Genomic DNA, 24,940 nt, shown 5'->3' with positions numbered 1-24,940 from the left:
TTATTATGTAAGAAGCGGATCTTGTAGCAATCACTAACAAATCGTTATGCTACAATAGAAAAAAAGGAGGAATAGTATGTCCACAGCGATAATCCAAGCATATTTACAAGATAAAGAGGAAAAATGGCATGAATCGTTTATCAAACTCTACCATACGATTAAGGAAAATATACCTGATGGTTTTACTCTTGAGATGCAGTATGGTATGCCTTCGTTTGTTGTTCCGTTGACAACATTTCCAGAAGGTTACCATGTCGAAGAAGGCACACCACTCCCTTTTATTAGTATTGCAGTTCAAAAGAAGCATATCGCTGTTTATCATATGGGAATTTACGCGAAGAAAGAATTGCTGAATTGGTTTCAAAGGGAATATCCTCATCATATGACTACTAAGTTGAACATGGGGAAGAGCTGTATCAGATTTACTAATCCTAAAAACATACCATTTAAACTGCTTGGTGAATTATCTGCAAAAATCACCGTTGATGAATGGATTCAAATGTATAGACATAGGACAGAATGAAGGTAAGAAGCCTCTTTCTGTCCTATCAACATTATTAAAACATGATATAGGTAGCAATAAAATACAGTATAATGGTTGTTCCTGCTGGCAGTAAATAGATGATTCCGTGTTTGATAAACGGCCGTTGTAGTGCATAGATCGTTAGGAAGATCATTATCAGCCCAAGTAATGCGGTCATCGCATTGGATAGGCTTGTCATATTTAAAATCGGCCCTTTTTGATAGAAAATATCAGTGATCACCAGTAGCTGTAGATTAAACAGATTACTTCCTAAAATAGAGCCGATTGCAAGTGAGTATTTGGCCATCTGGAAGGCTGCAAGTACTGTCACCAATTCAGGTAGAGAGGTCGATGCAGCAATCAAAAAACTACCGACAAAACTGGAGTCCATTCCTGTTTGTTCGGCGATGGCATCACCTGAAATAGTTAGTGTGCTTCCTGCCAGAAAGACCACAATTGCTGCAAGGATAAAACGAATGATACCTTGTTTTAAAGTGTATGGAGATATCACTTCAATATCTTCTTCCTCATTATCGAGCTTTCTCACGAAAAATAAATAAAGAATCATCAGCAGGTACATCTCGAAGCCGATATTAAAAAAACTAGGGGAGTTGTCCCAAAGAATAGCAATAACTAATAATGCAGTCATGACAAAGCCGGTATTCGCTACCGGTATGTGTGCTTTTGGATCGACTGTGTTGAATACTTTCCTTTTTCGATAAATAAAATCAAACAACATTAAAATTAACACGTTAAACACGTTGCTTCCTAGCATGTTACCAACGGCAATATCGGCATTGTCAATATATACAGCAGTTAAGCTAGTTGTTAACTCTGGTAAGCTTGTCGCACCACCTATTAGAAATGTCCCCACCATTGCTCCGCTTAGTGATGATTTTTGATTGATCACGTCTCCATATTTATTTAATTGAATTGCAGCATAAATAACAATGATAGCTGCCAGGAAAAAAACGATGAATGTCATAGATTATCCTCCCTATATAGTGAGACTATGATGAGTGAGGGTTGTCCCCCACTCATCATTAGCGAAACTAATCAGGTTGTAAACGTCTGTTACCCCTAAGCTAACATGAAGCTTGAAGTGTAGGTCATACATTCGCTTATCAACGTGATCAATACACTCACATTATACTGTTATAAGCTTAGTTTGAAAGTTAGTGAAATTAGTTATACAAAAACAGCGAACATATATTCTTGATAGAAAAGAATGGATATGGTATGATAAATACCCTCATTTTAACAACTATCTGTAACATTAAAAAGGAGACATACATATGACAGGAAAAACACATATTATGGGTGGGATCGCAGCAACTACTGTGATGGCCACTTTTACAGATTATGATCCTGCTTGGTTTATATTTGCAGGAGCTATAGGGGGAATAATACCAGACATATGTCATGGAGGAAGTAAAATTGGCCGAAAATTTCCACTCCTGTCTAAATTGATTAATACGCTATTTGGTCACCGGACTTTTACACATAGTCTATTATTTTTGCTTTTAATGGCATTTATATTATCTCTGATTACTAGTAATACCTCATTTGTTACGGGTGTTCTTATTGGGATGATCAGCCACTTCCTATTAGATTCTATGACGAAGCAAGGAATAAAATTACTTTATCCAGTGAACATAACGGTAAGATTTCCATTTACAACGAAAACCGGTGGTACAGTAGAAAATCTTGTGTTATTAGGTTTAACATTATTGACTATTTACTTTGGAAAAGACATCGCTACTATTTCTTCTCTTTTCCTGAAAAATCTATTGTTCTTGCAATAGATTCCAAAATATATACAACGGGTACTTGTGTGGTGATATTAGAATCCTGGACCCATTCTTCCGTAACATAATATGCAAGATTGATATCGGAGATTTTTGCTATCGTAGATAATTTGTTGTTAGTAATACTGATGATTTTACTGCCTTCTTGTTTCAGCTGATTAACCTGAGTCACGGTAAAAGGATTCTCACCTGACACTGACAGGATAATTGCTACACTATTATAACGAAACTTAGCATGAATCGGATAGTGTGGATCTTTAATATAGACAGAGAATTTTCCCATACTGGAAAAATACCTTGCTCCATATTCTGCCAATATACCTGAACTACCTATTCCGGTGAAAATCACATTCTCTGCTTCAGCTATTAACATAGCTGCTGCATGCATATTTTTTTCTAAATCACCGGTTAGCGTGCGCTCGAAGAATTCGGTAATAGACTGTTGAGGGCTTTTGATAACCGTTCGCTTGTTTTCTTCTAAATCGATCTTTAGTTTTACCTTAAACTCCGAAAAGCCATCACAGTTTACTTTTCGGCAAAAGCGTAAAATCGTAGCTGTCGATACATGTGTTTCATCTGCCAATTCACGTATTCTCATGTAAGCCACTTTTTCTCTATTTTGTGATATATAGTTATATAACGCTAGCTCTAATTCATTGAAGGACGCTATCATCTCATGAGTAAACATTCTGTTGAATCCTTTCTTTAAGCAAAATTCCCCCTCTATTTTAACATAAGCTAAAATGTGTTACACCTTGTAACATCAATGAAACATGTGACGAAACCAGTTATATTCAACAGAAAGGAAGATTCATATTTACCATCATTTAGATCCAAACTATAATGCAAAGTAGCATAATGTAACAGGAGGTTAGATCATGACAACAAACACCTATTATTTTCCGGAAAATTTCCTCTGGGGTGGAGCCACTGCTGCTAATCAAATTGAAGGTGGATTCGATGAAGGTAACAAAGGTTTAAATATAGCAGATGTATTACCTGGTGGAAAAGGGCGTCTCGATATTTTAAAAGAACCTGGATTTAACTTTGAAGTGAATACAGAGAAGTATACGTATCCGAACCATGAAGCGATTGATTTTTATCATCGCTATAAGGAAGATATTGCGCTGTTTGCAGAGATGGGTTTTAAAGTATTTCGAATGTCAATAGCTTGGACGCGAATCTTTCCGAATGGCAATGAAACAGAGCCTAGTGAAGCAGGACTAGCCTTTTATGACCGTGTCTTTGATGAACTCCATAAACACAATATTGAGCCAGTTGTAACGATTTCTCATTATGAAATGCCAGTTAATTTAGTGAAGAATTATGGTGGTTGGAGAAGTAGAGAAGTGGTAACGTTCTTCGAGCGTTATACTAGAGTGATTTTGGAACGCTATAAAAACAAAGTGAAATACTGGATGACTTTTAATGAAATTAATAGTGGTTTAATCATGCCGATTATGGGGCTGGGCTTTTCGATCCAAAATGAAGAGGATAATTATACGCCAACATTCCAAGCTTTTCACCATCAATTTGTTGCAAGTAGCTTAGCCGTAAAAGCTTGTCACGAAATAATTCCTGATGCGCAAATTGGTTGTATGATTTTATATGCACCAGTCTACCCCTATGATTCGAATCCAGAAAATGTCATGCATGCACTTGAGGAAGAGCGTCTCTTTAATTATTATTGTGCAGATGTACAGGTGCGAGGTGAGTATCCTGCATTTATGACTCGCTACTTTAAAGAACACGATATCGAACTAGACATAAAAGAAGGCGATTTAGAGCTGATTAAGGAACATACCGTTGATTATATAGGTTTCAGTTACTACATGTCTCGCACAGAGAAGAAAGAAAAAAGGGGAAAGAAACAAGCAGAGGGTAACATTTTGGCTGGTGTAAGAAATCCATTCTTAAAAGCAAGTGACTGGGGTTGGGAGATTGACCCAACCGGTTTAAGAATTGCCTTAAATCAATTATATGATCGTTACCAGGTACCGCTTTTTGTGGTGGAAAACGGACTAGGAGCGAAAGATGTTGTAGAAGAAGATGGCTCTATCGATGATGATTATCGAATAGACTATCTACGTGATCATATTGTTGCGATGGGAGAAGCAATAGAAGATGGTGTTGATTTAATGGGATATACTGCTTGGGGTTGTATTGATTTAGTAAGCGCCTCTACTGGTGAGATGTCGAAACGTTATGGCTTCATCTATGTGGATAAAGATGATGAAGGTAATGGGACCCTTGAACGAAGCAGAAAAAAATCATTTTTCTGGTATCAAAAGGTGATTAAGACTAATGGCAAAGAGCTATAAAAGCAAAAGCAGGAAAGAAGAAGGGGCATGTATCTCTTCTTCTTTTTTTCGTGGATTAATGTCCAGCCTTTGTCATTACTGTGCTCACTTATTTTAGACTTTCTTCTTTCATTAGAATATAATTTTCATAAGAATGTTTACATAAATTTAATTCGTTGAAACGTTGTTTAGGAGTACAATGGTACTATCATGAAATAAGGCGGTGTACGATGAATAAATTATTGCTGCATCTAGAAGGTGCTGTTGTTTTGGCGTTAAGTCTTTATGCATATTTTTACTTTTCGTTTGGTTGGCTGATGTTGCTACTATTATTACTGATACCAGATCTTTCAATGCTAGGATATCTTATTAATAACAAAATTGGTTCTGTTATCTATAATCTTTTTCATACCTATGTCTTTTCACTTTGCGGTGTCTTGATCGGTTTTCTTGTCAATGATTTGTTATTAGCGATCAGTTTAATTTGGACAGCACATATTGGCATGGATCGAATGGTTGGGTATGGATTAAAATATCCCAGTGGGTTTAAGGACACACACTTTGACCGGATGTAATTTCACTTGATATCCGTTTTGATAGAATGATAGTGTTTTGGACTAAAGAGGAGGAGGAGGACAATGCCAAAAGTGATGATGGCTTTTCCGAATGGGAAATTCAAAGTGTTAACGATGAGCTATGATGATGGAAAAGAAGCAGATCGACGCTTAGTTAATATCTTTAATCATTATGGAATAAAAGGAACATTTCACTTGAATGCTGGATTGCTAGGAGCAGGAGGCAGAATAGCAAAAGAAGATATTGCATCCCTCTATCAAGGCCATGAGTTGTCAGCACATACGTTCACACATCCTACCATTGCACGATCTCCAAAAGAGCAGCTAATAGAAGAAGTGATGGAAGACCGTAAAAACCTGGAAGAACTGACAGGCTATCCAGTAAGGGGACTATCCTATCCAAATGGTTCCTATAACTCACTCATTAAAGAATTGTTGCCTTACTTAGGGGTTGAATATGCAAGAACCGTTAATAGTACAGGAAACTTTGGGATGCCAGATGATTTTATCGAATGGAACCCAACTTGTCATCATAACCGAAACCTTTTACAACTGGCAGAGGAGTTTGTTGCCTTATATAAAAAACAATACTTATATATGTTTTATGTTTGGGGCCATAGCTATGAATTTGATCAAGATGATAATTGGGAGTTAATCGAGCAGTTCTCTGAATTTGTAGGTGGTAGAGAGGATATTTGGTATGCTACGAATATGGAAATCGTTGATTATCTCTATGCCTTTAGAAGATTGCATTTCTCAGCAAATAGTCAATTTGTTTATAATCCGTCCGTACAAACTGTTTGGTTAAGTGTCGATGAACGAGTTGTAGAGGTACCTGGAGGTAAACTAGTGAATTTGACAAAGGAAGAGGCACGAAAATGATTATTAAGAAGACTGGCTATGGAGGGAGAGAGAAGTTCCCTTTAAGCCAGTCTCCCTATTTAACCAATGCTACAATTGTTTCTTTGCCTGAATGGATCCATCTTTTTTATGGATAACGATAGTAGTCCCTTTATTTGCCGCAATCTCTTTTGCCCGATCAATAGCTTCTTGCTTTGTAGTGAAAACGTTAGATGCTTGTTTTGCATCCTCAGCTTTTACAGCCCATCCATCATCATGGGGAAGAACATGCTCTCCTTTTTCCAATAATTCAGGCCGACTATCTTGAGCATCTTCACCACGGCTGCGTAAGTCTTCATCACTCATTTGTTCAACTTGGTGAATTTCCCTGCGAGAGGCATTTTTATACCATTCTTTTGCCTGTTCGGTTGCAATAGGAATAGCTTGTCCTTCTTTATATCCTTCATCGACCATTGCATTGGCAATATCAATAGCTTTTTTTCTGACAACAGTGTCTAAATTTTTCAAAGAACTAGGATAATCATTCGTATCCCAAGGCATTTTATGACTCCTTTCTGCCAAATTATTTAAGCAATTTCTCTGCATGCTTGAGCACATTGGAAACAGGCTTCCGCACATCGTTGACAATGAACTTGATGATGTTTGTTGCATGCTTCTCCACATGATTGGCAAATTTCAGCACAGACAGCAGATAATTCCTTGATAAATGAAGAATTTCTTGTAATAGCTGTTTTTAGGTAATTACACATTTCCGCACATTCACGGTCCAATTGAATACATTCGGTCATCAGTTCAACTTTTTCTTCTTTTAAGCAAGCATTAAAACAATGGTTACATTTCGTCATGCAAATGTGTAATGCATCCATCAGCTTTTGGTGCTCCTTGGCAATCACCTTTTCTACCTCCGATCATTGGACTATAATGATGTAAGTACAATTCCCGAATATAGTAGAAATAAACGTAAGTGGTGTTGGTTTGCGTATTAAAATGGGTGTGCTATGATAATTCGTATCATCAGGGATGACAGGAGGTTGACATGAGAAATAATAAATTAATCAATATTTTCCTTATTTCTTGTTTTGTGATAGCAGTTAGCTTTTCGATATATTTTTATATACAATCTAAAACCTATCAATCCAAAATAACGGATGCGACCTTAAAAGAAGAGGTACCAACTTTTCATTTTGCTTTAATAGGGGAAGAAATGGATCATGATTATTGGCGTTTAGTTGGTGAAGGAGCAAAAGATATGGAGGAAAAGTACGACGTATTTGTGGAATACGAAGGACCTAGACGTTCTAATCCTGAGGAACAACTGAAGTTGCTGGATATTGCCATCAAATCTAAAGTCGACGGTATTATTGTACAAGCTTTGAATGATCAGTTTTTACCTGTGATTAATCAAGCAGTAGAACAAGGTATTCCGGTTATAACGATAGATACGGATGCACCTGAGAGTAAGAGGTCAACATATATTGGAACGGATAATTATGAAGCAGGCAAGCTTGCTGGTCAGACATTAGTAGAAGATACCGGGGGTGAAGCCACTGTTGGGATTATCACTGGTAGTTTTGAAAACGCTCATCATGATTTGCGGGTACAAGGGTTTAGAGATGTTATTGAACAAGAACCTGGAATTGATATTGTGGCCATTGAGGAATCAAATATTACGAGAGTTATTGCAGAGGAGAAGACGTACAGTATCTTAACAGAATACCCTAACATTACCGCTTTATATGGAACGAGTGCATTAGATGGTATTGGTATGGTTGCTGCTGCTGAATCATTAGGAGTAGAAGAATCCATCTATATGATCGCTTTCGATACGTTGCCTTCCAATATCGCGTTATTGGAGCAAGAAAAAATTGATGCATTAATTGGCCAAAAACCCTATGAAATGGGGCACAATAGTGTAGAATTAATGGTTGACTTATTGAATAATCAGGAAATAGAGGATGTATACCATACAAATGCGTCAGTAGTAAGGAAAGAGAATATAGGTGATTTTCATGATTAGGATCCGAACTAAATTACTCATTTATTTCGCTGCAATTCTGCTATTAGTGATTATCTTATTTTTTATTCGAGAACAAAGTGCACAAAGAATTGTCGAACTACATGATGAAAGTTCCGATTATTATTATTTATTAAATGAAATTACCAATAATACGGATGAGACGTATCAATCACTGCAAATTTTTGTTCATGAACCAACAGAAGAAAACCTGCAGTACTATGAACGGGACAAGCAACGATTAACAGAGCTGCAGCAACAGTTTGTGACTACTGCAGAAGATAGTATAGACAAGAAAAATTATGTCCATTTACTAACAAGCTTTTTGGAATTGACGGATCTTACAGCAGAAGGGGTCGTGCAGGATAACATTGAGCAATATTCTTATTATCTGAATGAAGCAGACAATAGTGCGACTTATATTCATGAGAAAACACTAGAGCTAATTAATTCAGAACTAACCGTTTATCAAAATGTAATAGAATTGGAAGATCAACGAGTTGATTATACGAAAAATATGGGAACAGCCATCTTTGTTTCTGTCATGATCCTTAGTATTTTGTTTGCATTGTGGTTTTCGAATGGTATTACAAGAGCAATTGAGCGTTTGACAAGTGCTGCGAAAGAAATCTCACAGGGTAATTATACAGTGGCTGATGTTGATGTTCCACAAAAGGATGAATTAAAAATTTTAACGGAAACATTTAATCAAATGAAATGGAATATTGTGGAGGCAATTCGGGAAATGAAGGAAAAAGCACGTATGACGCAATTGTTAAAGGAAATGGAATTGAAGAGCTTACAAAACCAAATTAATCCTCATTTTTTGTTTAACACATTAAATACTATTTCTAAAACATCCTATATCGAGGGGGCAGAGCGAACCAGTGATTTAATTTCTTCTGTTTCTGCCTTGTTACGCTATAATATCGGGAGTCTGGACAGGGAAACTTCTTTAAAGGATGAAGTAGAGATTGTGAAAGAATATTTCTTTATTCAAAAAACAAGGTTCGGTGACAGGGTAACCTTTCAAGAGCAGATTGACGAGGAATGTTTACAGGCACCTATTCCTTGTCTGACGTTACAGCCTATTATCGAGAATGCCTTTATGCATGGTATTGAGGAAATGGCGGAGGGGGCCAAGATTACCCTTGCTATTTATCAAAAGTTAGAAAAAGTTTGGGTAGAAATAACAGATAATGGCAAAGGAATGGATCAGAAAACGATTGACCGTTTACTTACAGCTGAAGAAAGTAATGATACGAACAGAAAAGGGCATTCCACAGGTATCGGCATGCGCAATGTTATGGACCGTCTGAAGTTATTTGATCGAGAGAGTGAAGTATCGATTGAATCAGAGATCGGTAAAGGTACGAAGGTAACGATTAGACTAAGAAAGGAGTGACAGAATGGTCAAAGTTATGCTTGTAGACGATGAGGCGATTGAACGTGAAGGAATTCGAATGATGCTCCATCGTAACAGACCTAATGCTGAAATTATCGCGGAAGCGAAAAATGGTAAAGAAGCAGTGGAACTAGCCGCTATTCATCAGCCTGACATTATTTTTATGGACATTAAAATGCCTGAATTTGATGGCTTGGTAGCAATTGAGAAGATTCTTGAAGAATTACCTGATACAAAATGTATAATGGTTTCTGCGTTTGATACCTTTCAATATGCTAAACGGGCAATGAATTTTGGCATTAAAGAATATTTGTTGAAGCCAAGCAAGGTCTCGGAGGTGTTAGAGGCGTATGATCGTATGGTTGCAGAGTTATCAGAAAGAAAAGACTGGAATAAACGATTAGAACAAGCAAGTTCACTGGTTGAAATGGAATTTATATTAACGCTGATGATGGATCATGTGCATGAGTTTAATACAGAAGATTGGACGAAATGGTTGGATATCGAGAATACAAAAGGATTTGCCGCCGTATTTTCATTTCATTCGGTGTCCTCAACACCTGATCGTGCAAAGAAAAGTAATTGGTACCGAACTTTAAAGAATGGATTGTCAAGGCTTCCTCATCCTACTTACGTGGGACCACTGACAGGCTATCAAGTACCGGTATTAGTCAAAGTTGAAAACAATAGTCTCGATCAGTTTGCAAGAGATGCCATACAGGAAATTCAACAAGGTTTACATGATTGTCAAGTTTATGTTGGAGTCGGTACAATTTTTACGGATTTGCAGGACTTCTCCCGTTCATATGAAGAAGCGCTGTATGCTTTAGAACAAGTGCAGTCCCATCGTAGTGCTAAATATCAAGTCTTTAATGAGCAGATGGCTTCAAATAGAAAAAAGCGGATTAATTTTGAGGAAGAAAAAGAGTTATTAGAAGCGATCAAAAAAGGAGATGCACAGCAAGGTATTCATTTATTTGATCGTTATTTTCAGGCCATACTTCAAAATGCTAACTATCAAGTGTCCATCATCCAAAAGACGATGGAGAACTTTTTTATTGTGTTAACAAGGATAACAAATGAACTCGGGCTTGATCAGGATATGCAAATGAGTTTTGATCAGTTCGAAACAAGTACACAGATAAAAGAAGCAGCAAAGGTACACTTGCAGAATATGGTGAGACTGGTACGTGATTGGCGTTCTACTGGAATACACGGTTTGCTGTTGCAGGCAAAGGACTATATTGAATCGAACTATCAGAGAAATATAACGTTAGAGGAAGTAGCAGACGAAGTTGGGTTAAGCTCATACTATTTGAGTAAGCTATTTAAAGAACATTTTCACATTACCTTTGTTGAATATGTTACACAAACAAGAATAGCCAAGGCCAAAGACTTATTACTAGATGATCGAGTATCATTGAAAGAAATTGCGTTAACAATCGGATATAAAGATCCTAACTATTTCAGTAGAGTCTTTAAAAAAGAGACAGGAGTTAGTCCAAGTGACTATCGTAAACAACATGCTTAAAAAGCGGTCTAGAAGATCGCTTTTTTCTTTAACTTTATTATCCTTTCACCTTATCATAACAAAAAAGTCTAGCAAATAACAAAAAAGTGAAGATGATGACGCTACCATGAAAGTGGATACATGATAAATTGAATATATCAACAAGTTATAAGCCTTTCACGCAGAATGAAAGCGGATCAAAAAGGGGTATAACTAAGTAAAAAGAAAACGATATCAATTTATTCATCATAATGGGGGAGTTATCATGAAAAAGAAACATTCACTTTGGTATGTTATATTAATAGCATCAGCTGCCGGTATGGCAGGTCTTCTATATGGTTTTGATACCGCTGTTATTTCCGGTGCGATCGGATATTTACAGGAATTATATGATTTAAGTCCAGCAATGGAAGGCTGGGTTATCTCATGTGTCATGATTGGTGGTGTAACAGGGGTTGCATTGTCTGGCTTTTTAAGTGACCGTTGGGGTCGTAAAAAGTTATTGATGGTATCAGCTATCTTTTTTATCATTTCCGCATTAGGTTCAGCCTTTGCGATAGATGTAACTACATTGGTATTAGCACGTATTTTAGGTGGCCTTGGGATCGGTTTTGCATCCGCTTTATCGGTAACCTATATTAGTGAGTGTGCACCACCAGCAATTCGTGGACGCTTAGGTTCAATGTATCAGTTGTTCACTATTTTAGGTATTTGTGCTACTTTTTATATTAACTACTTTGTAGCAAATAGTGGCACGTATGAATGGGGTTTAGAAATTGGCTGGCGCTGGATGTTAGGTTATGGAACTATTCCAGGGATCATTTTCTTATTCCTGCTATTCTTTATTCCTGAGAGTCCAAGATACCTTATCCAAAAAGGGCAAGACAAGGAAGCGTTTCATATTTTAAAACGAATCAATGGTGAAGAAGTTGCGAATAAAGAAGCGAAGGAAATCAAAGCTTCTATTGAAGTAGAACAAAGCAGTTCGGTTAAAGAGCTTGTGAAGCCGGGATTAAGAATGGCGATGGGTGTAGGGATCTTCCTTGCATTATTTAATCAGGTTATCGGAATGAACGCAGTAACTTACTATGGTCCGGATATTTTCCGTAGTGTAGGTTTTGAGAACAATACAGAATTTCTAGCAACAAGTATTATTGGTAGTGTGCAAGTTGTCTTTACGATTTTAGCAATTTTCTTAATAGATAAGCTTGGTAGAAAGAAATTGATGGCAATTGGCTCAAGTTTAATGGCGCTATTTATGCTACTAATCGGAAGTGTATTCTTTTTTGAACCAGCAAATGCAGGTGTACTATTGATTATATTAATTGCCGGTTTTACTGCTTCCTTCTGTATTTCGATGGGACCAATTCCTTGGATTATGATTCCAGAAATATTCCCAAACCATTTGCGCGCTAAGGCAGTAGGGATTGCTACTATCTTCTTATGGGGTGCTAACTGGGCAATCGGTCAATTCACACCAGTACTCATTAACAACATGGGAAGTGCCTTCACTTTCTGGATGTTCGCTGTTATTAACGTTATCTGCTTTACCTTCGTTATGACAATCGTTCCGGAAACGAAGAACAAAACATTAGAAGAGATCGGTCAATTGTGGAAATCAAAAGAACAATTGAAAAAAGAGGAAAAAGTGCAAGAAGAATTGGCATAGTATTTTTTAGAATAACATTAAAAGCTGACCTAAGGATATAGGGTATCCTAGGTCAGCTTTTTGATAAAAAGAGAAAATCCACTAAAGTGACAGCGATCTAGAGTTAATTACGATGAATTTTTCTATAATAGGTATCCACGATATATTGTTAATTGAGCTAACGCTGAGCAGATGGGATGTTCATCGTTACTCTGGGCCGGGTTTGTTTGTACCATTGCCAGCAAAGTATGAAAATGATCACTACATCCACAAGATCTCCTCCATAATACATGAGCATACCTCCAATTTCCGCTTCATAAGAAGAAACTCCGGTTGGCGGATTAGCGTAAATATATTTAGCGAGAATACCATGACCTGCTAGAGCGAGCACTACCACGATTGAACGATAGAGATAGCTTGTCCGATGTGGTGTCGGTTCTATATAAATTATTGATAGTGTAAATACGTAGCCAGCTAAGAAAATATGAAGATGAATGATTATATATAAAACCATGTTCTCATGCATGGCTATGAATAAATTAGTTGTATATAAAAGCCATAAACCACCAATATTGAGGATGGTTGCAATCACAGGATCGGAGATGATTTGAATAAATCTACCTCTTAGCAACCGAGTCAAAAGTTTTGCATGCTGGACAGGTAATGCTCGAAGGATAAGTGTGACAGGCGAAGCTAAAACCATCAGTAGTGGAGCGATCATTCCTAGAAATAAGTGAACCAACATGTGGACGATAAAATCTGTATGGGCACGCTCTGCTAATGGCCCAGCAACGGACATGATTGCAAAGGCATTACCGGTCACCCAACATAATACCCGATAGACTGGCCAAGGTCTTTGTTTAAAGTAAGATATCACCATCGCTACTAAATACACCATCAATCCAACTAAAAAAGGGAAAAGTAGGATATATTCCGACAATATATGGAGTCCGTGCTGGCTATGTTCATGCACGTTTACTTCCCCCTTTTCTAATCATGATGATGCCGATAATCATCATTAGCAGTGCAATAGTGTTCCATACTATATCATAGACAATGACATTTTCAACATACCGGATTTGATGGATACGCATTATTTTGTGCTGAATAATTCCATCATATAATTGAAAGACACCACCACCTAGTAAAACACCACCCCACCATTTCCTCACCATTAAGCCATTGCGACGCCGTAAATCTGCAAATATAAATAAACCGGCAATAGTAGCAAACCAGCTAAAAGCATGAAATAAACCATCGGATATTAAGCCAATATTTGTCGTAGATCTATCATAAAAATGATGCCAATGTAACAGTTGGTGAAAAAGTGCTTCATCAAGAAAGGCAACGAGACCAAGTCCAAATAAAATACCAGACCATACATTACGGCTTGGATAATTGATATTGCTAGGTGAATCTTCAGTTGTGTTCTTCATCATCCATATCCTTTCATATAGAAATTTCTTTATCAGCTTAACCTTACCATGCGCAATATAATCAACTTCATGTAAACAATGTATACCCTTAGGTAAAGGGAAGTATGCACCAGTATTTTTATACGCTAGATCAAAATAGATCAGTTCCCCTTGACTTGAAATAAAAAATTGTTATACTGTATATATAGATATAAACACTATAACAATTAGAGGTGATAAAATGGAATTCATGGAATTTATTTGGGCGTATATTCTTGTGTTTTTGCTGGCAGCTTTACCATTTGTTGAGGCTATTTTTCTTACCCCAATTGCTGTCGTGGCAGGCTTATCTATTGTGCCGACCTTTATATTGGCAGTATTGGGTAACCTTTTAACCGTATATTTTGTTATTGTATTCATTAACAAAATAAAGCAATGGAGAAAGAAAAAGAATGAGGAAGCAGGGAAATCAGGAAAAAGGACAGCGAGAGCCGAACAACTTTGGAAAAAATATGGCCTTCCAGGGTTAACATTAATCGGACCATTCTTGATTGGTAGTCATCTCAGTGCATTTTTAAGTTTAGTTTTTGGAGGTACAAAGAAACAGGTAACAATATGGATAACGATAAGTGTTGTTGGTTGGAGTTTATTATTGGGAATACTAGCAGCATTAGGATTTGAATTTATGAATGTAGAAAATCCGTTTATCGAACAATTTTTTGAAGAGCAATAATGAAGGGCGGAAAATGGTATGTGGAAAGATTCTTGGTGGATAGCAACGAAAGAACTAAAGCTGCAAGTGCCAGGTGTTATCCTCACTTTGCTTGTTACGATTTTTATTGCATTTTTAGCTACTCCCACCATTTATTCAATGGTTCTCAACATATTTGACAGTTCAGAGATTTATGCAAATAGAATTACCTTTGAGAATCGAACATTCTATATAGATAGCATGATTACTGACTTCATTTTTCTCGGTCTTACCCCTTCCTTTTCAGCATTGTTTATGTGGGGACCATATATAAGTTTCCGAACAATGAAAGAAGACCCGTTTAGTAAGAGATTAGCTGTTTACCGTATATTACCTGTTTCGACCAAAACGTTAACAGCTAGTCGAATCTTCTTTATGCTTTCCGTATTTTTATTATTTACGATAGCATTTTATTTAACGATTTTTCTCGCTATACCAGCTACCTTTTTTGATTATTTTGGATATGATCATTTTTTCTTTTTCATATTATTTTGGGTTGGTTATGCTTTAGTATTAGGTAGTCTGAATATGTATGTAGAATCTGGTACAAATGGAAAAGTGTTATATATTTATTCCTTTATCAATGCGGTGTGCTTAATCATTTTGCTGCTACTTCTCTATCTAATCTGGGGAGTGGGTGTGGTAGAAGCGACCATCTTGCTTATTTCAAAATATCCTGTTACTCCAGCGATAGTTTCCCTTATCTGTAGTATATTGGTAGTTCTAATAATCGCAAAATTATTAAATAAAAGACTCGCTCAAAGAAACTATCTGTAAATGGAAGGTGAAAGTGATGAAGTTACCGATCGTAGTATCAGAAGATAGTAAGGAGCCTATTTACTATCAGATTGAACTACAAATTAAAAGATTAATTGTAAGTGGGCAGCTACACGCAGGTACTGCACTTCCTTCCATTCGAGTACTATCACATGATCTGAATTGTAGTGTCATTACAACTAGAAGAGCTTACCAAAACCTGGAGAATAGTGGTTTTATTGAAACGGTCCAAGGAAAAGGGACTTTTGTAAAATCTTTAGAACCGAATACTCAGATCGAAATCAAAGAGGAGATCGTTTATTCAACTATTAAAAAAGCGATAAAGGAAAGTAAATTGTTGGGTTATTCGCTTAAGCAGCTACAGGAGATAAGTGATAAAGTCTTTGATGACTTAGAGAAAGGAGAAGAGCGAAAATGAATCCAGTCGTTGACATACAATCGCTTGAAAAAAAATATAAAAATTTTAAGTTGGGCCCCCTTGATCTGAAAATAATGGAAGGTACGGTAGTCGCTATTATAGGACCGAATGGCTCTGGAAAAAGTACATTATTCCAAACAATTATGAGACTACGTCAGCCGCTGAATGGCAACGTCACACTTTTCGGAATGGATGTCAATGAGCATGAAGTGCAGGTTAAAGATCATATTGGATATGCTGGAAGCAGGTTGTATGAGGCTTTTAACCAATTAACAGTTGATGAGCTGGCAGAGCTTGTGGGTCGATGGTACACCAATTGGGATCAAGCATATTACGAAAGATTGATCAATAGATATGACATAAATAGAGATGAGAAAATCGCTCATTGTTCGGATGGTACAAGAAAAAAGATAGAGCTTATTTTAGCCATAGCTCATCATCCGAAGCTATTACTACTAGATGAGCCGACAGTTAATGTAGATATCATTTCTCAGCAACGCATGAGAGAGGACTTATTAAAGTTTATGGAACAGGATGACCATACAATTATTATCGCTACTCATATGCAGGAAGAAGTCAAGCAACTATGTGATTACATTTGCCTGTTAGATAATGGTGAAATAAAAGGTATGTTTGAAAAGGATGAGGTGCAACATCGATGGGCAAGAATATGGTTGTCCCACTTGCCATCTGATTTAAAAAACGATGCAAGGGTGTTGTTGATAGAGGAAGAACCACCCCAAATGGTGACGAATCAATTGCTAGAACTAGAAAAAGAATTGGCTAGGAAAGAGGTCACGATTACTCACGTAAAACGGCTTGAACTTCATGAGATAATGGAATATATTTTGCAAACAAGAAATGTGCGTCCTTAAACGGGCACACATATTTTTGATATAAACCAAATCGATTTTCTGAGCATTTCTTAAGATAATTTTACTTGGTGGAATAATTCGTTATCCAATGGAGCTGTTTTCTATATAGTAGGGATGCTTTTTAGCAAAAAAAAAGCATAAAAAACCACCAAGGGATCATGATCCCTTGGTGGTTTCTCTCGTCAATTACCTGCATCTAAAGAAGAAAAGCATAGAAGTTCAGGTTATTTGCCGATAAATTGCTGTGTCCAGTGATTTCCTTGTTCTACATAGCCAACACCGATGTGTGTAAAGTTTTCATTTAGAATGTTTGCGCGGTGGCCATCACTGTTCATCCAAGCATTTACAACTTCTTCAGGTGAACGCTGACCTTTTGCGATATTTTCACCTGCAGTACGGTAACTGATTCCTGATTGCTGAATCATATCAAAAGGAGATCCATATGTTGGACTGTTATGGCTGAAATATCCATTTGTTGCCATATCCTCTGATTTCTGTCTAGCTACTTTGCTTAGCTCTGTATCAATTTCAAGATCTGATAGACCATGCTTTTGACGTTCCTCATTTGTTAAAGCAACCACTTGTTCTTCAAATTCATTAATATCAGAAGCTTGAGTAGTTTCTTCAGCTTGTTCATTTGCTTGTTCTTCTGTCTGTTCTTGTGAATTATTTTCGTTAGTAGATTCTTCAGTTTCTGTCTCTTCCTGTTCAACTGGTTCTTCTACTTGTTCTTCGTTTTCGTTAGTATTTGTTTGTTCTGTGTCCTCAGCTGCTTCGTTTTCATCCTTGTTTTCTTGTTCAGGTTGCTCTTGTTCTTCATTAGTTTCTGTTTCTTCAGTAGATGGTTCTTCCTGTTTTGGTTGTTCTTTTTCTTTTTCGTTGTTGTTCTTTTCAGGCTCTTTCTCCACTTGAATATTACCTAAACATTTATCTATTAACTCCTGAATAGTAGATTCGGAGAATTTTTCTGCAGCGACAAATTGCATACCATTACTCTGCACAACATGATGTTTGGCAGATAATGTAGAATTTGATGAAAATCCTGTTGTCATGACAAATGCTCCAATTAATAGAAGCGTCATCGATAATTTCTTTACCATAAAGTAATTCACTCCTTGTTTTTTAGTACGCATTTATCATAGCATGAGAATTTTGTAATAATTTTGGTATATATTTACAAATGTTTTGATAGAAATTTAAATGGTTTAATCAAGCCATTTTATAAAAATGCAAATAAGAAAAAAATGGCAATACTAGAAAAAAATAATCTAAATGTGCTATTGACAAGTTTGTGAAACAAGGGAAATATAACAATTTGTTACTTATTTATTGCATATATGACAAATTTCGAAAAGGTTGATAAGAAGCGGTAAAGAGTGTTAGGAGATAGTAGTAGCGGAAATGAAAATAAAAAGAATCCAATTGAAATTCGTTTACATACCATACATAATTCTTGTATAATAAAAATAGAATATGGAGTGAGTGCGAGGAATAATCCTCACACTCGTGTGGCTTTTAATCGGATCGTCGCTTGGCAGAGCGATGGTCCTTTTTCTTATGCCTTTTAAAGTTGATTATCGCCGTCGTTAGATTTACGCAAGCAACCGCGAAACTAACAACTAAAGCAATAATGGTCAGTGCCACTTCCATATTCGCCACCCCCTTTCTCTAACGAGAGGGTTGTCTATAGTATACCACAAAATCGAACATATGTTCTAAATTTAGTGAAAAAATTGGACTTTTCACTAAGAAAAGTCCTTTTTTCCTATAAAAGATAGTATAAATGGATGATAGGAGGCTATTTATAAATTGTTAATAAATAGCCTTACAATATCTGTACCAGCAATAATGGTACCTAGCGTACTACCGAGATTGGCAAACACAATAATGAGAAGTATTCTGGTAACCTTATTCTGCCAGAACCCTTTTACAGTGTGAACATCGTCCGATAATGCCTCAAAGTCGGATACATGTGGCTTCTTTACTAAGGCTTGAACAAAACCTGCAAACCAACCAGCAGCTATTAATGGGTTCAGTGAAGTAATTGGTGCAGCTACTAATGCAGTTAGAATGGCTAAAGGATGCCCAAATGCTAAAGCTACCCCTAATGCGGAAAAGCCGCCATTCCAAATTAACCAGCTCATTACTTGCTGCCAACCTGCTACAGGATTAGCCCAAAAGGTATATGCGATCAACGCAATAACAATAAAGGGGATTGACCAGCCGATAATCTTAGGTGCTTTTGATTTTGGAGGGAGTTTGGTTAATTTATTCAAATCCTGTTCTTTTTGAATTTCTCGAGTGATTCCCGGAACATGAGCTGCTCCTAAGACCGCTACAATTTTCTTTCCAGGTGCTTTTTTAATTTTCTGTGCTAAATATTGGTCTCGCTCATCAATTAATGGTTTCTTTAACCGTGGGAAAGCTTCTGAGAATTCCCTAAGTACACTGTCAATCGAGTCTTGTGTTTTCATTTTTTCTAGTTCTTCTTCTGAAATGGATTCTTTAGAGAACACCCCACCTAATACTTGTGTCAAAAGCATCATTTTGCCTTTAATGCCAATGCTACGCCATATTCGTGCAAAGGTGATCTGGATATTTCGGTCTGCTAATACTAATTCAGCACCTAGTTCATCGGCAGACTCAATTCCCTGAATCATCTCCTGTCCAGGCTTGATTCCGAACTGTTTTGCCATTCGTTTCTGAAAAGAGGAGATAGCAAGATTCATTAGTAATAAAGTTGCTTTCTTCTCTTTAATTACTTGGAATATATCCATATCACGCCAAGAGTTTCCGTTAACGATCGACTCATAACGTTGCTTGTCCAATTCTACACAGATAGCATCAGGCTGCTCCTGTTCAATCACCTGTTTAACCTGCTCTGCGCTTTGCTTAGATACGTGAGCTGTTCCAATTAATATGTATTCTTTTCCGTCTAGTTCGATTCTCGTAATATTTTCATTTTGTTCCGACATTCACGATTCCTACCTTTTATGAAATAACTACTCAATAACTATTACTAGTATAGCGGATTATTAGTAAAAAACATACTAACATTGTAGATAAATTATCAAAGCGTTGTTTTCCTTCCTATTAGTTGCAACTTTAACAGAGAAACCCTATCTCCATCTCGCCATTTACTTCAGTCATTTGACTTATTTTCTCCATCATACCAGATAGGACCCTTTTGTTAAATTTTTCTGACATTTGCCCATTGTTTTGTTATAATTAACAGTTAAATAGGTTGGTACAGCAATATAGTGGTTGAGGACAAACCATATACGATAAAGTTGTAATGGATATAAGTATTCTTTTTTACAGAAGCGTTTTTAAAGTTTAAACTATGGTTAGAGTATCATACCGATGGGAATAAACCCCTTCCAACTTTTGGATCTGTTGCATATAAGAGTGAAGGATTGAACATACTTTGAAGGCATAATTAACTGGATTTGGAGGAGAACAACGATGACATATGAAGACGATAGCTTGATGCTGCATACTGACCTATATCAAGTCAATATGGCAGAAACTTACTGGCGTGATGGGAAAGCAAATCAGAAGGCAATCTTTGAACTATATTTTCGTAAGCTTCCTTTTGACAACGGATATGCTGTTTTTGCCGGATTAGATCGTGTGTTAGATTTTATTGAGAATTTTGGATTTACGGAAAGTGATTTAAGCTATTTAAAAGAAATTGGCGGATACGAAGAGGACTTTCTAAATTATCTTCGGAACATGAAATTTTCAGGTACGATACGCTCGATGAAGGAAGGGGAAGTGGTTTTTGCTAATGAACCGTTAATGCGGATTGAAGCTCCACTGGCAGAAGCACAGTTAATTGAAACACCCTTACTTAACATTGTGAATTACCAAACATTAATAGCTACGAAAGCTGCCCGAATTAAATATGTTGTCGGTGATAGTACAGTGATGGAATTTGGAACGAGACGAGCACATGAGATGGATGCAGCCATCTGGGGAACAAGAGCGGCGTATATTGGTGGTTTTTCAGCGACAAGTAATGTTCGGGCTGGGAAGCTTTTTGGAATACCGATCGCCGGAACCCACGCACATGCGATGGTACAAGCTTATCGAGATGATTATACCGCATTTAAAAAATATGCTAGTACACATAAAAACTGTGTCTTTCTTGTTGATACATATGATACATTGCGTTCTGGTGTCCCGAATGCTATCCGTGTGGCGAAAGAGTTTGGAGAAAAAATTAATTTTCAAGGCATTCGTTTAGATAGTGGGGATATGGCCTATTTATCGAAGAAAGCGAGAAAAATGTTGGATGATGCCGGTTTTCCTGATGCAAAAATTATTGCTTCCAACGATTTAGATGAATATACAATTTTAAACCTACAAGCTCAGGGTGCAAAAATTGATATTTATGGAATTGGGACAAAGCTAATTACTGCTTATGATCAAGCAGCATTAGGCGGTGTATATAAATTAGTGGCTATTGAAGAAAATGGAAAAATGGTCGACACAATCAAGATTTCAGCTAATCCAGAAAAAGTTACAACACCAGGAAGCAAAAAAGTTTATCGAATCATTAATAATGAGAATGGGCGCTCAGAAGGGGATTATATCGCATTAGAGGATGAGAATCCACAAGCAGAAAAACGTTTGAAGATGTTCCATCCAGTGCATACCTATATTAGTAAGTTTGTTACCAATTTTACAGCTGTCAATCTACATGAAGATGTCGTGGTGGATGGAGAAATTAAGTATCAAAGTCCCTCATTGGAAGAGGTCCAGAACTATACGATTAGCAATATGGAACTGTTATGGGAAGAATACAAACGGACCATGAAGCCGGAAGAGTACCCGGTTGATTTAAGTGAAGCTTGCTGGGAGAATAAAATGAATTTAATCCGTGATGTGAAGGCAAAAGTAAAGCAGAAGGTTGAATAATAGAAAGGGGACCATATTGATGCATTTATTACAGAAGGAGATTATTGAAACACTGAAAGTACAACCGGAGATTGACCCTCAAGAAGAATTCCGTCGTAGTGTAGATTTTGTTAAAGGATATTTAGTGAAGCATTCTTTTCTGAGAAGCGCAGTATTAGGGATTTCCGGTGGTCAAGATTCAACGTTAGCAGGATACATCTGTCAAACAGCGATAAATGAGTTAAATGACGAATTAGGTGAAAATAAATATGAATTTATCGCGGTACGTTTACCGTATGGGGAACAAGCAGATGAAGAGGATTGTCTGTTGGCGTTAGATTTTATTAAACCGAGTCGGGTTGTTCGAGTTAATATAAAAGCTGCTGTTGATGCCAGTGAGGCTGCGGTTGCGCAAGAAATCGGTGAAATTAGTGAGTTTGTCAAAGGGAATACAAAAGCTCGTGAACGAATGAAGGTGCAATATGATATTGCTGCTGCATGTAATGGTGTGGTTGTAGGTACTGATCATGCTGCAGAAGCGGTTACGGGTTTCTTTACCAAGTATGGTGATGGAGCAGCCGATATTTTACCTTTATACCGTTTAAACAAGCGTCAAGGAAAATTGATTCTTAAAATGCTAGGGTGTCCGGAACATCTATATCAAAAAGCACCAACCGCAGATTTAGAAAGTGATCGCCCGCAATTACCGGATGAAGAAGCACTAGGTGTTTCGTATGATGCGATTGATGACTATTTAGAAGGAAAACAAGTCTCCGATAAGGAGGCAGAAACAATTGAAAACTGGTTTGTAAAAACACGTCATAAGCGAGAGGAACCTGTAACTGTGTTTGATGATTGGTGGAAGAGATGATGACCTTGGTGTCATCATCTTTTTGATGAATAGAATGCTTTGAGATACAGAGTATAAGAAATACATGTTATCCTAAAATAACAAAAGTATTTATAATTGATTATTGCTGATGTTTTTGTTATATTTATCTCGAATTCGAAACAAATAGCTAGCTACTTACAGGAGATGATTTTATATGAACGAATTAAAAGGTATCCATCACGTAACAGCTATAACAAGCAGTGCAGAAGAGAACTATAAATTTTTTACCTATGTATTAGGAATGAGATTAATAAAGAAAACTGTTAATCAGGATGACATCCAAACATACCACCTGTTTTTTGCAGATGATAAAGGTAGTCCTGGTACAGATATGACCTTCTTTGATTTTCCAGGAATTCCTAAGGGCTCACATGGTACGAATGAAATTTACCGTACAGCCTTTCGTGTCCCGACTGATGCTGCCCTCAATTATTGGGTGAAGCGGTTTGATCGTTTAGAGGTGAAACATGATGGAATCAAGGAACAATTTGGGAAAAAAGTAATTAATTTTGTTGATTTTGATGATCAACAATACCAATTGATTTCAGACGAACATAATGAAGGAGTTGCTTCTGGGACTCCGTGGCAGGATGGTCCGATTCCATTAGAATATGCGATAACCGGTTTAGGCCCGATTTTTATAAGGATCCAAGATTTTAAATATTTTAAGCAAGTAATGGAAAAGGTTATGCTGTTTACCGAAATGGATCAGGACGGATCCTATCATTTATTCGAAGTTGGCGAGGGTGGAAATGGTGCACAAGTAATTGTGGAAGAAAACGTAGTACTGCCAATCGCTCGCCAAGGGTATGGTACGGTCCATCATGCTGCTTTTCGAATTGAAGACCTTGATACGTTACACCAATGGGATGAACATTACCGTCGCTTTGGTTTTCAGACATCGGGTTATGTTGATCGCTTTTTCTTCAAATCATTATATACGAGAGTGGCACCGCAGATTTTGTTTGAATTAGCAACAGATGGACCAGGATTTATGGGTGACGAACCGTACGAAACATTGGGAGAGAAATTATCGTTGCCACCATTTCTAGAAGATAAACGAGATGAAATCGAAGGAATGGTTCGTCATATTGATACCGTAAGAAGTACGAAGAAGATGGAGAAGGAATACTTAGATTAATATGAATTCCTTACCGTTATTATTAGCGCCCTATTGTCGAAGCGTCCCTAAGCAGGGTTTGATAGTAACAGGCAAACATATCTGAATAAAGAAAAAGGCTTGTATTCCTCTACAAGCCTTTTTCTATTTACTTAGGGTCTTAACAAGTAAATAGTGAATTTGCAATCAATAACTGTGCAAGATATGATGAAAAGAAAAAGTGGAGTGCAATTATGAGGAAAATCGAGCAAGCAGCACAACTGTTGGAACAGAATAAATCCCTTTTTTGTTGCCCAATTTGTAAAGAAGATATAAGCGTAAAGGAAACATCCGTTATTTGTGAATCCCAACACCAATTTGATTTAGCGAAAAAAGGTTATGTCAACTTTTATACAAAGTCATCGCCAAGAGAATATAATAAACAGCTTTTCGAAGCGAGATATAAAGTTATCCAGAGCGGTATGTATGATAAATTACATCAACATATTGCTGAAATAATTGATTCACTGGAACAACGTCATGTACATATCCTTGATCTAGGATGTGGAGAAGGATCGCATTTACAAAAAATAACGCAGCAAGCTAATCATACTACGACTGGTATTGGGATGGATATTGCGAAGGATGGGATTATAACAGCTGCTAAATATCACCCAGGACTAATTTGGACGGTTGCGGACTTAGCCAAAAGTCCCTTTCAATCTGGTCAATTTGATGTGCTATTAAATATATTATCTCCTGCAAATTATCAAGAATTTAAAAGACTTTTACATACAGACGGCTACCTCATAAAAGTAATACCTAACAGTGGCTATTTAAAAGAGATACGAGCACAGATTATGAAAGAGGAACAACAACCATACTCGAATACTAAAGTGATCGATCATTTTAAACGGCATTTCGAGAACATCGAAATTCGTACTAGCCAATATCAATGGGAAGTACCTGAGGACGTTGTTGGAGAACTGTGGAAGATGACGCCGTTAACATGGGAAAAAGAGAGGAAACAATCGCTTGATTCCGTTACAATTGACCTGGATATTATGATAGCTCATAAGTAAAGTAATGGAAATGTTACCGTCGATTTTATAAATGTAGTATAATACTCCTGCATTATCAATTAGCAACATGAAAGTATCAAGCTAT

25 protein-coding genes are annotated in these 24,940 nt (G+C 37.0%); 17 read left to right on the top strand and 8 right to left on the bottom strand.

Annotation, left to right across the window (positions count from 1 at the left end):
* The first annotated feature begins 76 nt into the window (after positions 1-76).
* Positions 77-523, top strand: a complete 447-nt coding sequence (locus tag ACTNEP_RS14325) for a DUF1801 domain-containing protein (RefSeq protein ID WP_441162708.1) — start codon at positions 77-79, stop codon at positions 521-523.
* A gap of 34 nt (positions 524-557) precedes the next feature.
* Here ACTNEP_RS14325 and ACTNEP_RS14320 read toward each other — a convergent pair whose 3' ends face one another.
* On the bottom strand, positions 558-1,508 hold the full coding sequence (locus ACTNEP_RS14320; protein ID WP_441162707.1) for a sodium:calcium antiporter: 951 nt from the start codon (positions 1,506-1,508) through the stop codon (positions 558-560).
* Positions 1,509-1,818: 310 nt separating this feature from the next.
* Here ACTNEP_RS14320 and ACTNEP_RS14315 point away from each other — a divergent pair, with 310 nt between their 5' ends.
* Positions 1,819-2,328, top strand: coding sequence for a metal-dependent hydrolase (locus ACTNEP_RS14315; protein ID WP_441162706.1), 510 nt, complete (start codon positions 1,819-1,821; stop codon positions 2,326-2,328).
* On the opposite strand, the gene ACTNEP_RS14310 is transcribed toward ACTNEP_RS14315, so the two are convergent.
* Complete coding sequence (locus tag ACTNEP_RS14310) at positions 2,285-3,019, bottom strand: MurR/RpiR family transcriptional regulator (RefSeq protein ID WP_441162705.1); 735 nt, start codon at positions 3,017-3,019, stop codon at positions 2,285-2,287. The two genes, ACTNEP_RS14315 and ACTNEP_RS14310, sit on opposite strands and share 44 nt — an antisense overlap.
* Before the next feature lie 190 nt (positions 3,020-3,209).
* On the opposite strand from ACTNEP_RS14310, the gene ACTNEP_RS14305 reads away from it, so the two are divergent.
* The 3 genes from ACTNEP_RS14305 to ACTNEP_RS14295 all read left to right on the top strand — a co-directional run bounded on the left by ACTNEP_RS14305 (position 3,210) and on the right by ACTNEP_RS14295 (position 6,088).
* Positions 3,210-4,652 (top strand): glycoside hydrolase family 1 protein, encoded by a 1,443-nt coding sequence (locus ACTNEP_RS14305; RefSeq protein ID WP_441162704.1) that lies wholly within the window; start codon positions 3,210-3,212, stop codon positions 4,650-4,652.
* Between the two features lie 209 nt (positions 4,653-4,861).
* A complete protein-coding gene (locus ACTNEP_RS14300) occupies positions 4,862-5,206 on the top strand; it encodes a DUF4260 domain-containing protein (RefSeq protein ID WP_441162703.1) in 345 nt (114 codons plus the stop codon).
* A gap of 63 nt (positions 5,207-5,269) precedes the next feature.
* Positions 5,270-6,088 (top strand): polysaccharide deacetylase family protein, encoded by an 819-nt coding sequence (locus tag ACTNEP_RS14295; protein ID WP_441162702.1) that lies wholly within the window; start codon positions 5,270-5,272, stop codon positions 6,086-6,088.
* Between the two features lie 69 nt (positions 6,089-6,157).
* On the opposite strand, the gene ACTNEP_RS14290 is transcribed toward ACTNEP_RS14295, so the two are convergent.
* Positions 6,158-6,607 carry a DUF2188 domain-containing protein gene (locus ACTNEP_RS14290; protein ID WP_441162701.1) on the bottom strand — a complete coding sequence of 150 codons (450 nt, stop codon included), beginning with the start codon at positions 6,605-6,607 and terminating at the stop codon, positions 6,158-6,160.
* A 26-nt stretch (positions 6,608-6,633) separates the two neighbouring features.
* Positions 6,634-6,933, bottom strand: a complete 300-nt coding sequence (locus ACTNEP_RS14285; protein ID WP_441162811.1) for a four-helix bundle copper-binding protein — start codon at positions 6,931-6,933, stop codon at positions 6,634-6,636.
* Between the two features lie 170 nt (positions 6,934-7,103).
* On the opposite strand from ACTNEP_RS14285, the gene ACTNEP_RS14280 reads away from it, so the two are divergent.
* The 4 genes from ACTNEP_RS14280 to ACTNEP_RS14265 all read left to right on the top strand — a co-directional run bounded on the left by ACTNEP_RS14280 (position 7,104) and on the right by ACTNEP_RS14265 (position 12,665).
* On the top strand, positions 7,104-8,084 hold the full coding sequence (locus tag ACTNEP_RS14280; protein ID WP_441162700.1) for a sugar-binding protein: 981 nt from the start codon (positions 7,104-7,106) through the stop codon (positions 8,082-8,084).
* Complete coding sequence (locus ACTNEP_RS14275; RefSeq protein WP_441162699.1) at positions 8,077-9,486, top strand: sensor histidine kinase; 1,410 nt, start codon at positions 8,077-8,079, stop codon at positions 9,484-9,486. Before ACTNEP_RS14280 ends, ACTNEP_RS14275 begins: the two co-directional genes overlap by 8 nt.
* A gap of 4 nt (positions 9,487-9,490) precedes the next feature.
* A complete protein-coding gene (locus ACTNEP_RS14270; protein ID WP_441162698.1) occupies positions 9,491-11,017 on the top strand; it encodes an AraC family transcriptional regulator in 1,527 nt (508 codons plus the stop codon).
* A gap of 244 nt (positions 11,018-11,261) precedes the next feature.
* Positions 11,262-12,665, top strand: a complete 1,404-nt coding sequence (locus tag ACTNEP_RS14265; protein WP_441162697.1) for a sugar porter family MFS transporter — start codon at positions 11,262-11,264, stop codon at positions 12,663-12,665.
* Between the two features lie 157 nt (positions 12,666-12,822).
* On the opposite strand, the gene ACTNEP_RS14260 is transcribed toward ACTNEP_RS14265, so the two are convergent.
* Positions 12,823-13,617 (bottom strand): cytochrome c oxidase assembly protein, encoded by a 795-nt coding sequence (locus tag ACTNEP_RS14260; protein ID WP_441162696.1) that lies wholly within the window; start codon positions 13,615-13,617, stop codon positions 12,823-12,825.
* Positions 13,610-14,080: a DUF2243 domain-containing protein gene (locus tag ACTNEP_RS14255; RefSeq protein ID WP_441162695.1), complete on the bottom strand. Its 471-nt coding sequence runs from the start codon at positions 14,078-14,080 to the stop codon at positions 13,610-13,612. The genes ACTNEP_RS14260 and ACTNEP_RS14255 overlap by 8 nt, the downstream gene beginning before the upstream one ends.
* Positions 14,081-14,300: 220 nt before the next feature.
* Between ACTNEP_RS14255 and ACTNEP_RS14250 the strand changes: the two genes are divergently transcribed.
* From ACTNEP_RS14250 to ACTNEP_RS14235, 4 genes are read left to right on the top strand one after another with little or no spacing between them, the layout of a single operon-like run.
* Complete coding sequence (locus ACTNEP_RS14250) at positions 14,301-14,792, top strand: small multi-drug export protein (RefSeq protein WP_441162694.1); 492 nt, start codon at positions 14,301-14,303, stop codon at positions 14,790-14,792.
* A gap of 18 nt (positions 14,793-14,810) precedes the next feature.
* Entirely contained in the window at positions 14,811-15,587 is a 777-nt protein-coding gene (locus ACTNEP_RS14245; RefSeq protein WP_441162693.1) for a hypothetical protein, read from the top strand.
* Positions 15,588-15,603: 16 nt separating this feature from the next.
* On the top strand, positions 15,604-16,005 hold the full coding sequence (locus tag ACTNEP_RS14240) for a GntR family transcriptional regulator (protein ID WP_441162692.1): 402 nt from the start codon (positions 15,604-15,606) through the stop codon (positions 16,003-16,005).
* Entirely contained in the window at positions 16,002-16,880 is an 879-nt protein-coding gene (locus ACTNEP_RS14235) for an ATP-binding cassette domain-containing protein (RefSeq protein ID WP_441162691.1), read from the top strand. Before ACTNEP_RS14240 ends, ACTNEP_RS14235 begins: the two co-directional genes overlap by 4 nt.
* A 224-nt stretch (positions 16,881-17,104) precedes the next feature.
* Here the strand turns inward: ACTNEP_RS14235 and ACTNEP_RS14230 are convergent, their stop codons facing one another.
* Together ACTNEP_RS14230 and ACTNEP_RS14225 are read right to left on the bottom strand one after the other, a co-directional pair.
* The gene (locus tag ACTNEP_RS14230; RefSeq protein WP_441162690.1) at positions 17,105-17,980 is read right to left on the bottom strand and encodes a CAP domain-containing protein; all 876 of its coding nucleotides are present in this window, start codon (positions 17,978-17,980) and stop codon (positions 17,105-17,107) included.
* A 702-nt stretch (positions 17,981-18,682) separates the two neighbouring features.
* On the bottom strand, positions 18,683-19,855 hold the full coding sequence (locus ACTNEP_RS14225; RefSeq protein ID WP_441162689.1) for a TraB/GumN family protein: 1,173 nt from the start codon (positions 19,853-19,855) through the stop codon (positions 18,683-18,685).
* Between the two features lie 490 nt (positions 19,856-20,345).
* On the opposite strand from ACTNEP_RS14225, the gene ACTNEP_RS14220 reads away from it, so the two are divergent.
* The 4 genes from ACTNEP_RS14220 (at position 20,346) to ACTNEP_RS14205 (ending at position 24,855) form a co-directional block, all read left to right on the top strand.
* Positions 20,346-21,803: a nicotinate phosphoribosyltransferase gene (locus tag ACTNEP_RS14220; RefSeq protein ID WP_441162688.1), complete on the top strand. Its 1,458-nt coding sequence runs from the start codon at positions 20,346-20,348 to the stop codon at positions 21,801-21,803.
* Positions 21,804-21,822: 19 nt separating this feature from the next.
* Complete coding sequence (gene nadE / locus ACTNEP_RS14215; protein WP_441162687.1) at positions 21,823-22,653, top strand: ammonia-dependent NAD(+) synthetase; 831 nt, start codon at positions 21,823-21,825, stop codon at positions 22,651-22,653.
* A gap of 175 nt (positions 22,654-22,828) precedes the next feature.
* On the top strand, positions 22,829-23,815 hold the full coding sequence (locus tag ACTNEP_RS14210; RefSeq protein WP_441162686.1) for a ring-cleaving dioxygenase: 987 nt from the start codon (positions 22,829-22,831) through the stop codon (positions 23,813-23,815).
* Positions 23,816-24,027: 212 nt separating this feature from the next.
* A complete protein-coding gene (locus ACTNEP_RS14205) occupies positions 24,028-24,855 on the top strand; it encodes a putative RNA methyltransferase (RefSeq protein ID WP_441162685.1) in 828 nt (275 codons plus the stop codon).
* Positions 24,856-24,940 lie beyond the last annotated feature (85 nt).

This window comes from Gracilibacillus sp. HCP3S3_G5_2, from assembly GCF_052063305.1.
GTDB lineage: Bacteria > Bacillota > Bacilli > Bacillales > Amphibacillaceae > Gracilibacillus.
Note: the sequence above shows the minus strand (reverse complement) of the source record. Positions and strands in the feature narration are given on the sequence as shown.

What these genes read in the sequence shown, in the direction of transcription:
- ACTNEP_RS14305 (WP_441162704.1), top strand. Translation starts at nt 3,210, where the DNA reads ATGACAACAAACACCTATTATTTTCCGGAAAATTTCCTCTGGGGTGGA.
- ACTNEP_RS14230 (WP_441162690.1), bottom strand. Translation starts at nt 17,980, where the DNA reads ATGGTAAAGAAATTATCGATGACGCTTCTATTAATTGGAGCATTTGTC.
- ACTNEP_RS14290 (WP_441162701.1), bottom strand. Translation starts at nt 6,607, where the DNA reads ATGCCTTGGGATACGAATGATTATCCTAGTTCTTTGAAAAATTTAGAC.
- ACTNEP_RS14240 (WP_441162692.1), top strand. Translation starts at nt 15,604, where the DNA reads ATGAAGTTACCGATCGTAGTATCAGAAGATAGTAAGGAGCCTATTTAC.
- ACTNEP_RS14250 (WP_441162694.1), top strand. Translation starts at nt 14,301, where the DNA reads ATGGAATTCATGGAATTTATTTGGGCGTATATTCTTGTGTTTTTGCTG.
- ACTNEP_RS14220 (WP_441162688.1), top strand. Translation starts at nt 20,346, where the DNA reads ATGACATATGAAGACGATAGCTTGATGCTGCATACTGACCTATATCAA.
- ACTNEP_RS14300 (WP_441162703.1), top strand. Translation starts at nt 4,862, where the DNA reads ATGAATAAATTATTGCTGCATCTAGAAGGTGCTGTTGTTTTGGCGTTA.
- ACTNEP_RS14235 (WP_441162691.1), top strand. Translation starts at nt 16,002, where the DNA reads ATGAATCCAGTCGTTGACATACAATCGCTTGAAAAAAAATATAAAAAT.
- ACTNEP_RS14285 (WP_441162811.1), bottom strand. Translation starts at nt 6,933, where the DNA reads ATGGATGCATTACACATTTGCATGACGAAATGTAACCATTGTTTTAAT.
- ACTNEP_RS14320 (WP_441162707.1), bottom strand. Translation starts at nt 1,508, where the DNA reads ATGACATTCATCGTTTTTTTCCTGGCAGCTATCATTGTTATTTATGCT.
- ACTNEP_RS14315 (WP_441162706.1), top strand. Translation starts at nt 1,819, where the DNA reads ATGACAGGAAAAACACATATTATGGGTGGGATCGCAGCAACTACTGTG.
- ACTNEP_RS14310 (WP_441162705.1), bottom strand. Translation starts at nt 3,019, where the DNA reads ATGTTTACTCATGAGATGATAGCGTCCTTCAATGAATTAGAGCTAGCG.
- ACTNEP_RS14270 (WP_441162698.1), top strand. Translation starts at nt 9,491, where the DNA reads ATGGTCAAAGTTATGCTTGTAGACGATGAGGCGATTGAACGTGAAGGA.
- ACTNEP_RS14295 (WP_441162702.1), top strand. Translation starts at nt 5,270, where the DNA reads ATGCCAAAAGTGATGATGGCTTTTCCGAATGGGAAATTCAAAGTGTTA.
- ACTNEP_RS14280 (WP_441162700.1), top strand. Translation starts at nt 7,104, where the DNA reads ATGAGAAATAATAAATTAATCAATATTTTCCTTATTTCTTGTTTTGTG.
- ACTNEP_RS14275 (WP_441162699.1), top strand. Translation starts at nt 8,077, where the DNA reads ATGATTAGGATCCGAACTAAATTACTCATTTATTTCGCTGCAATTCTG.
- ACTNEP_RS14265 (WP_441162697.1), top strand. Translation starts at nt 11,262, where the DNA reads ATGAAAAAGAAACATTCACTTTGGTATGTTATATTAATAGCATCAGCT.
- ACTNEP_RS14325 (WP_441162708.1), top strand. Translation starts at nt 77, where the DNA reads ATGTCCACAGCGATAATCCAAGCATATTTACAAGATAAAGAGGAAAAA.
- ACTNEP_RS14225 (WP_441162689.1), bottom strand. Translation starts at nt 19,855, where the DNA reads ATGTCGGAACAAAATGAAAATATTACGAGAATCGAACTAGACGGAAAA.
- nadE (WP_441162687.1), top strand. Translation starts at nt 21,823, where the DNA reads ATGCATTTATTACAGAAGGAGATTATTGAAACACTGAAAGTACAACCG.
- ACTNEP_RS14255 (WP_441162695.1), bottom strand. Translation starts at nt 14,080, where the DNA reads ATGAAGAACACAACTGAAGATTCACCTAGCAATATCAATTATCCAAGC.
- ACTNEP_RS14245 (WP_441162693.1), top strand. Translation starts at nt 14,811, where the DNA reads ATGTGGAAAGATTCTTGGTGGATAGCAACGAAAGAACTAAAGCTGCAA.
- ACTNEP_RS14205 (WP_441162685.1), top strand. Translation starts at nt 24,028, where the DNA reads ATGAGGAAAATCGAGCAAGCAGCACAACTGTTGGAACAGAATAAATCC.
- ACTNEP_RS14210 (WP_441162686.1), top strand. Translation starts at nt 22,829, where the DNA reads ATGAACGAATTAAAAGGTATCCATCACGTAACAGCTATAACAAGCAGT.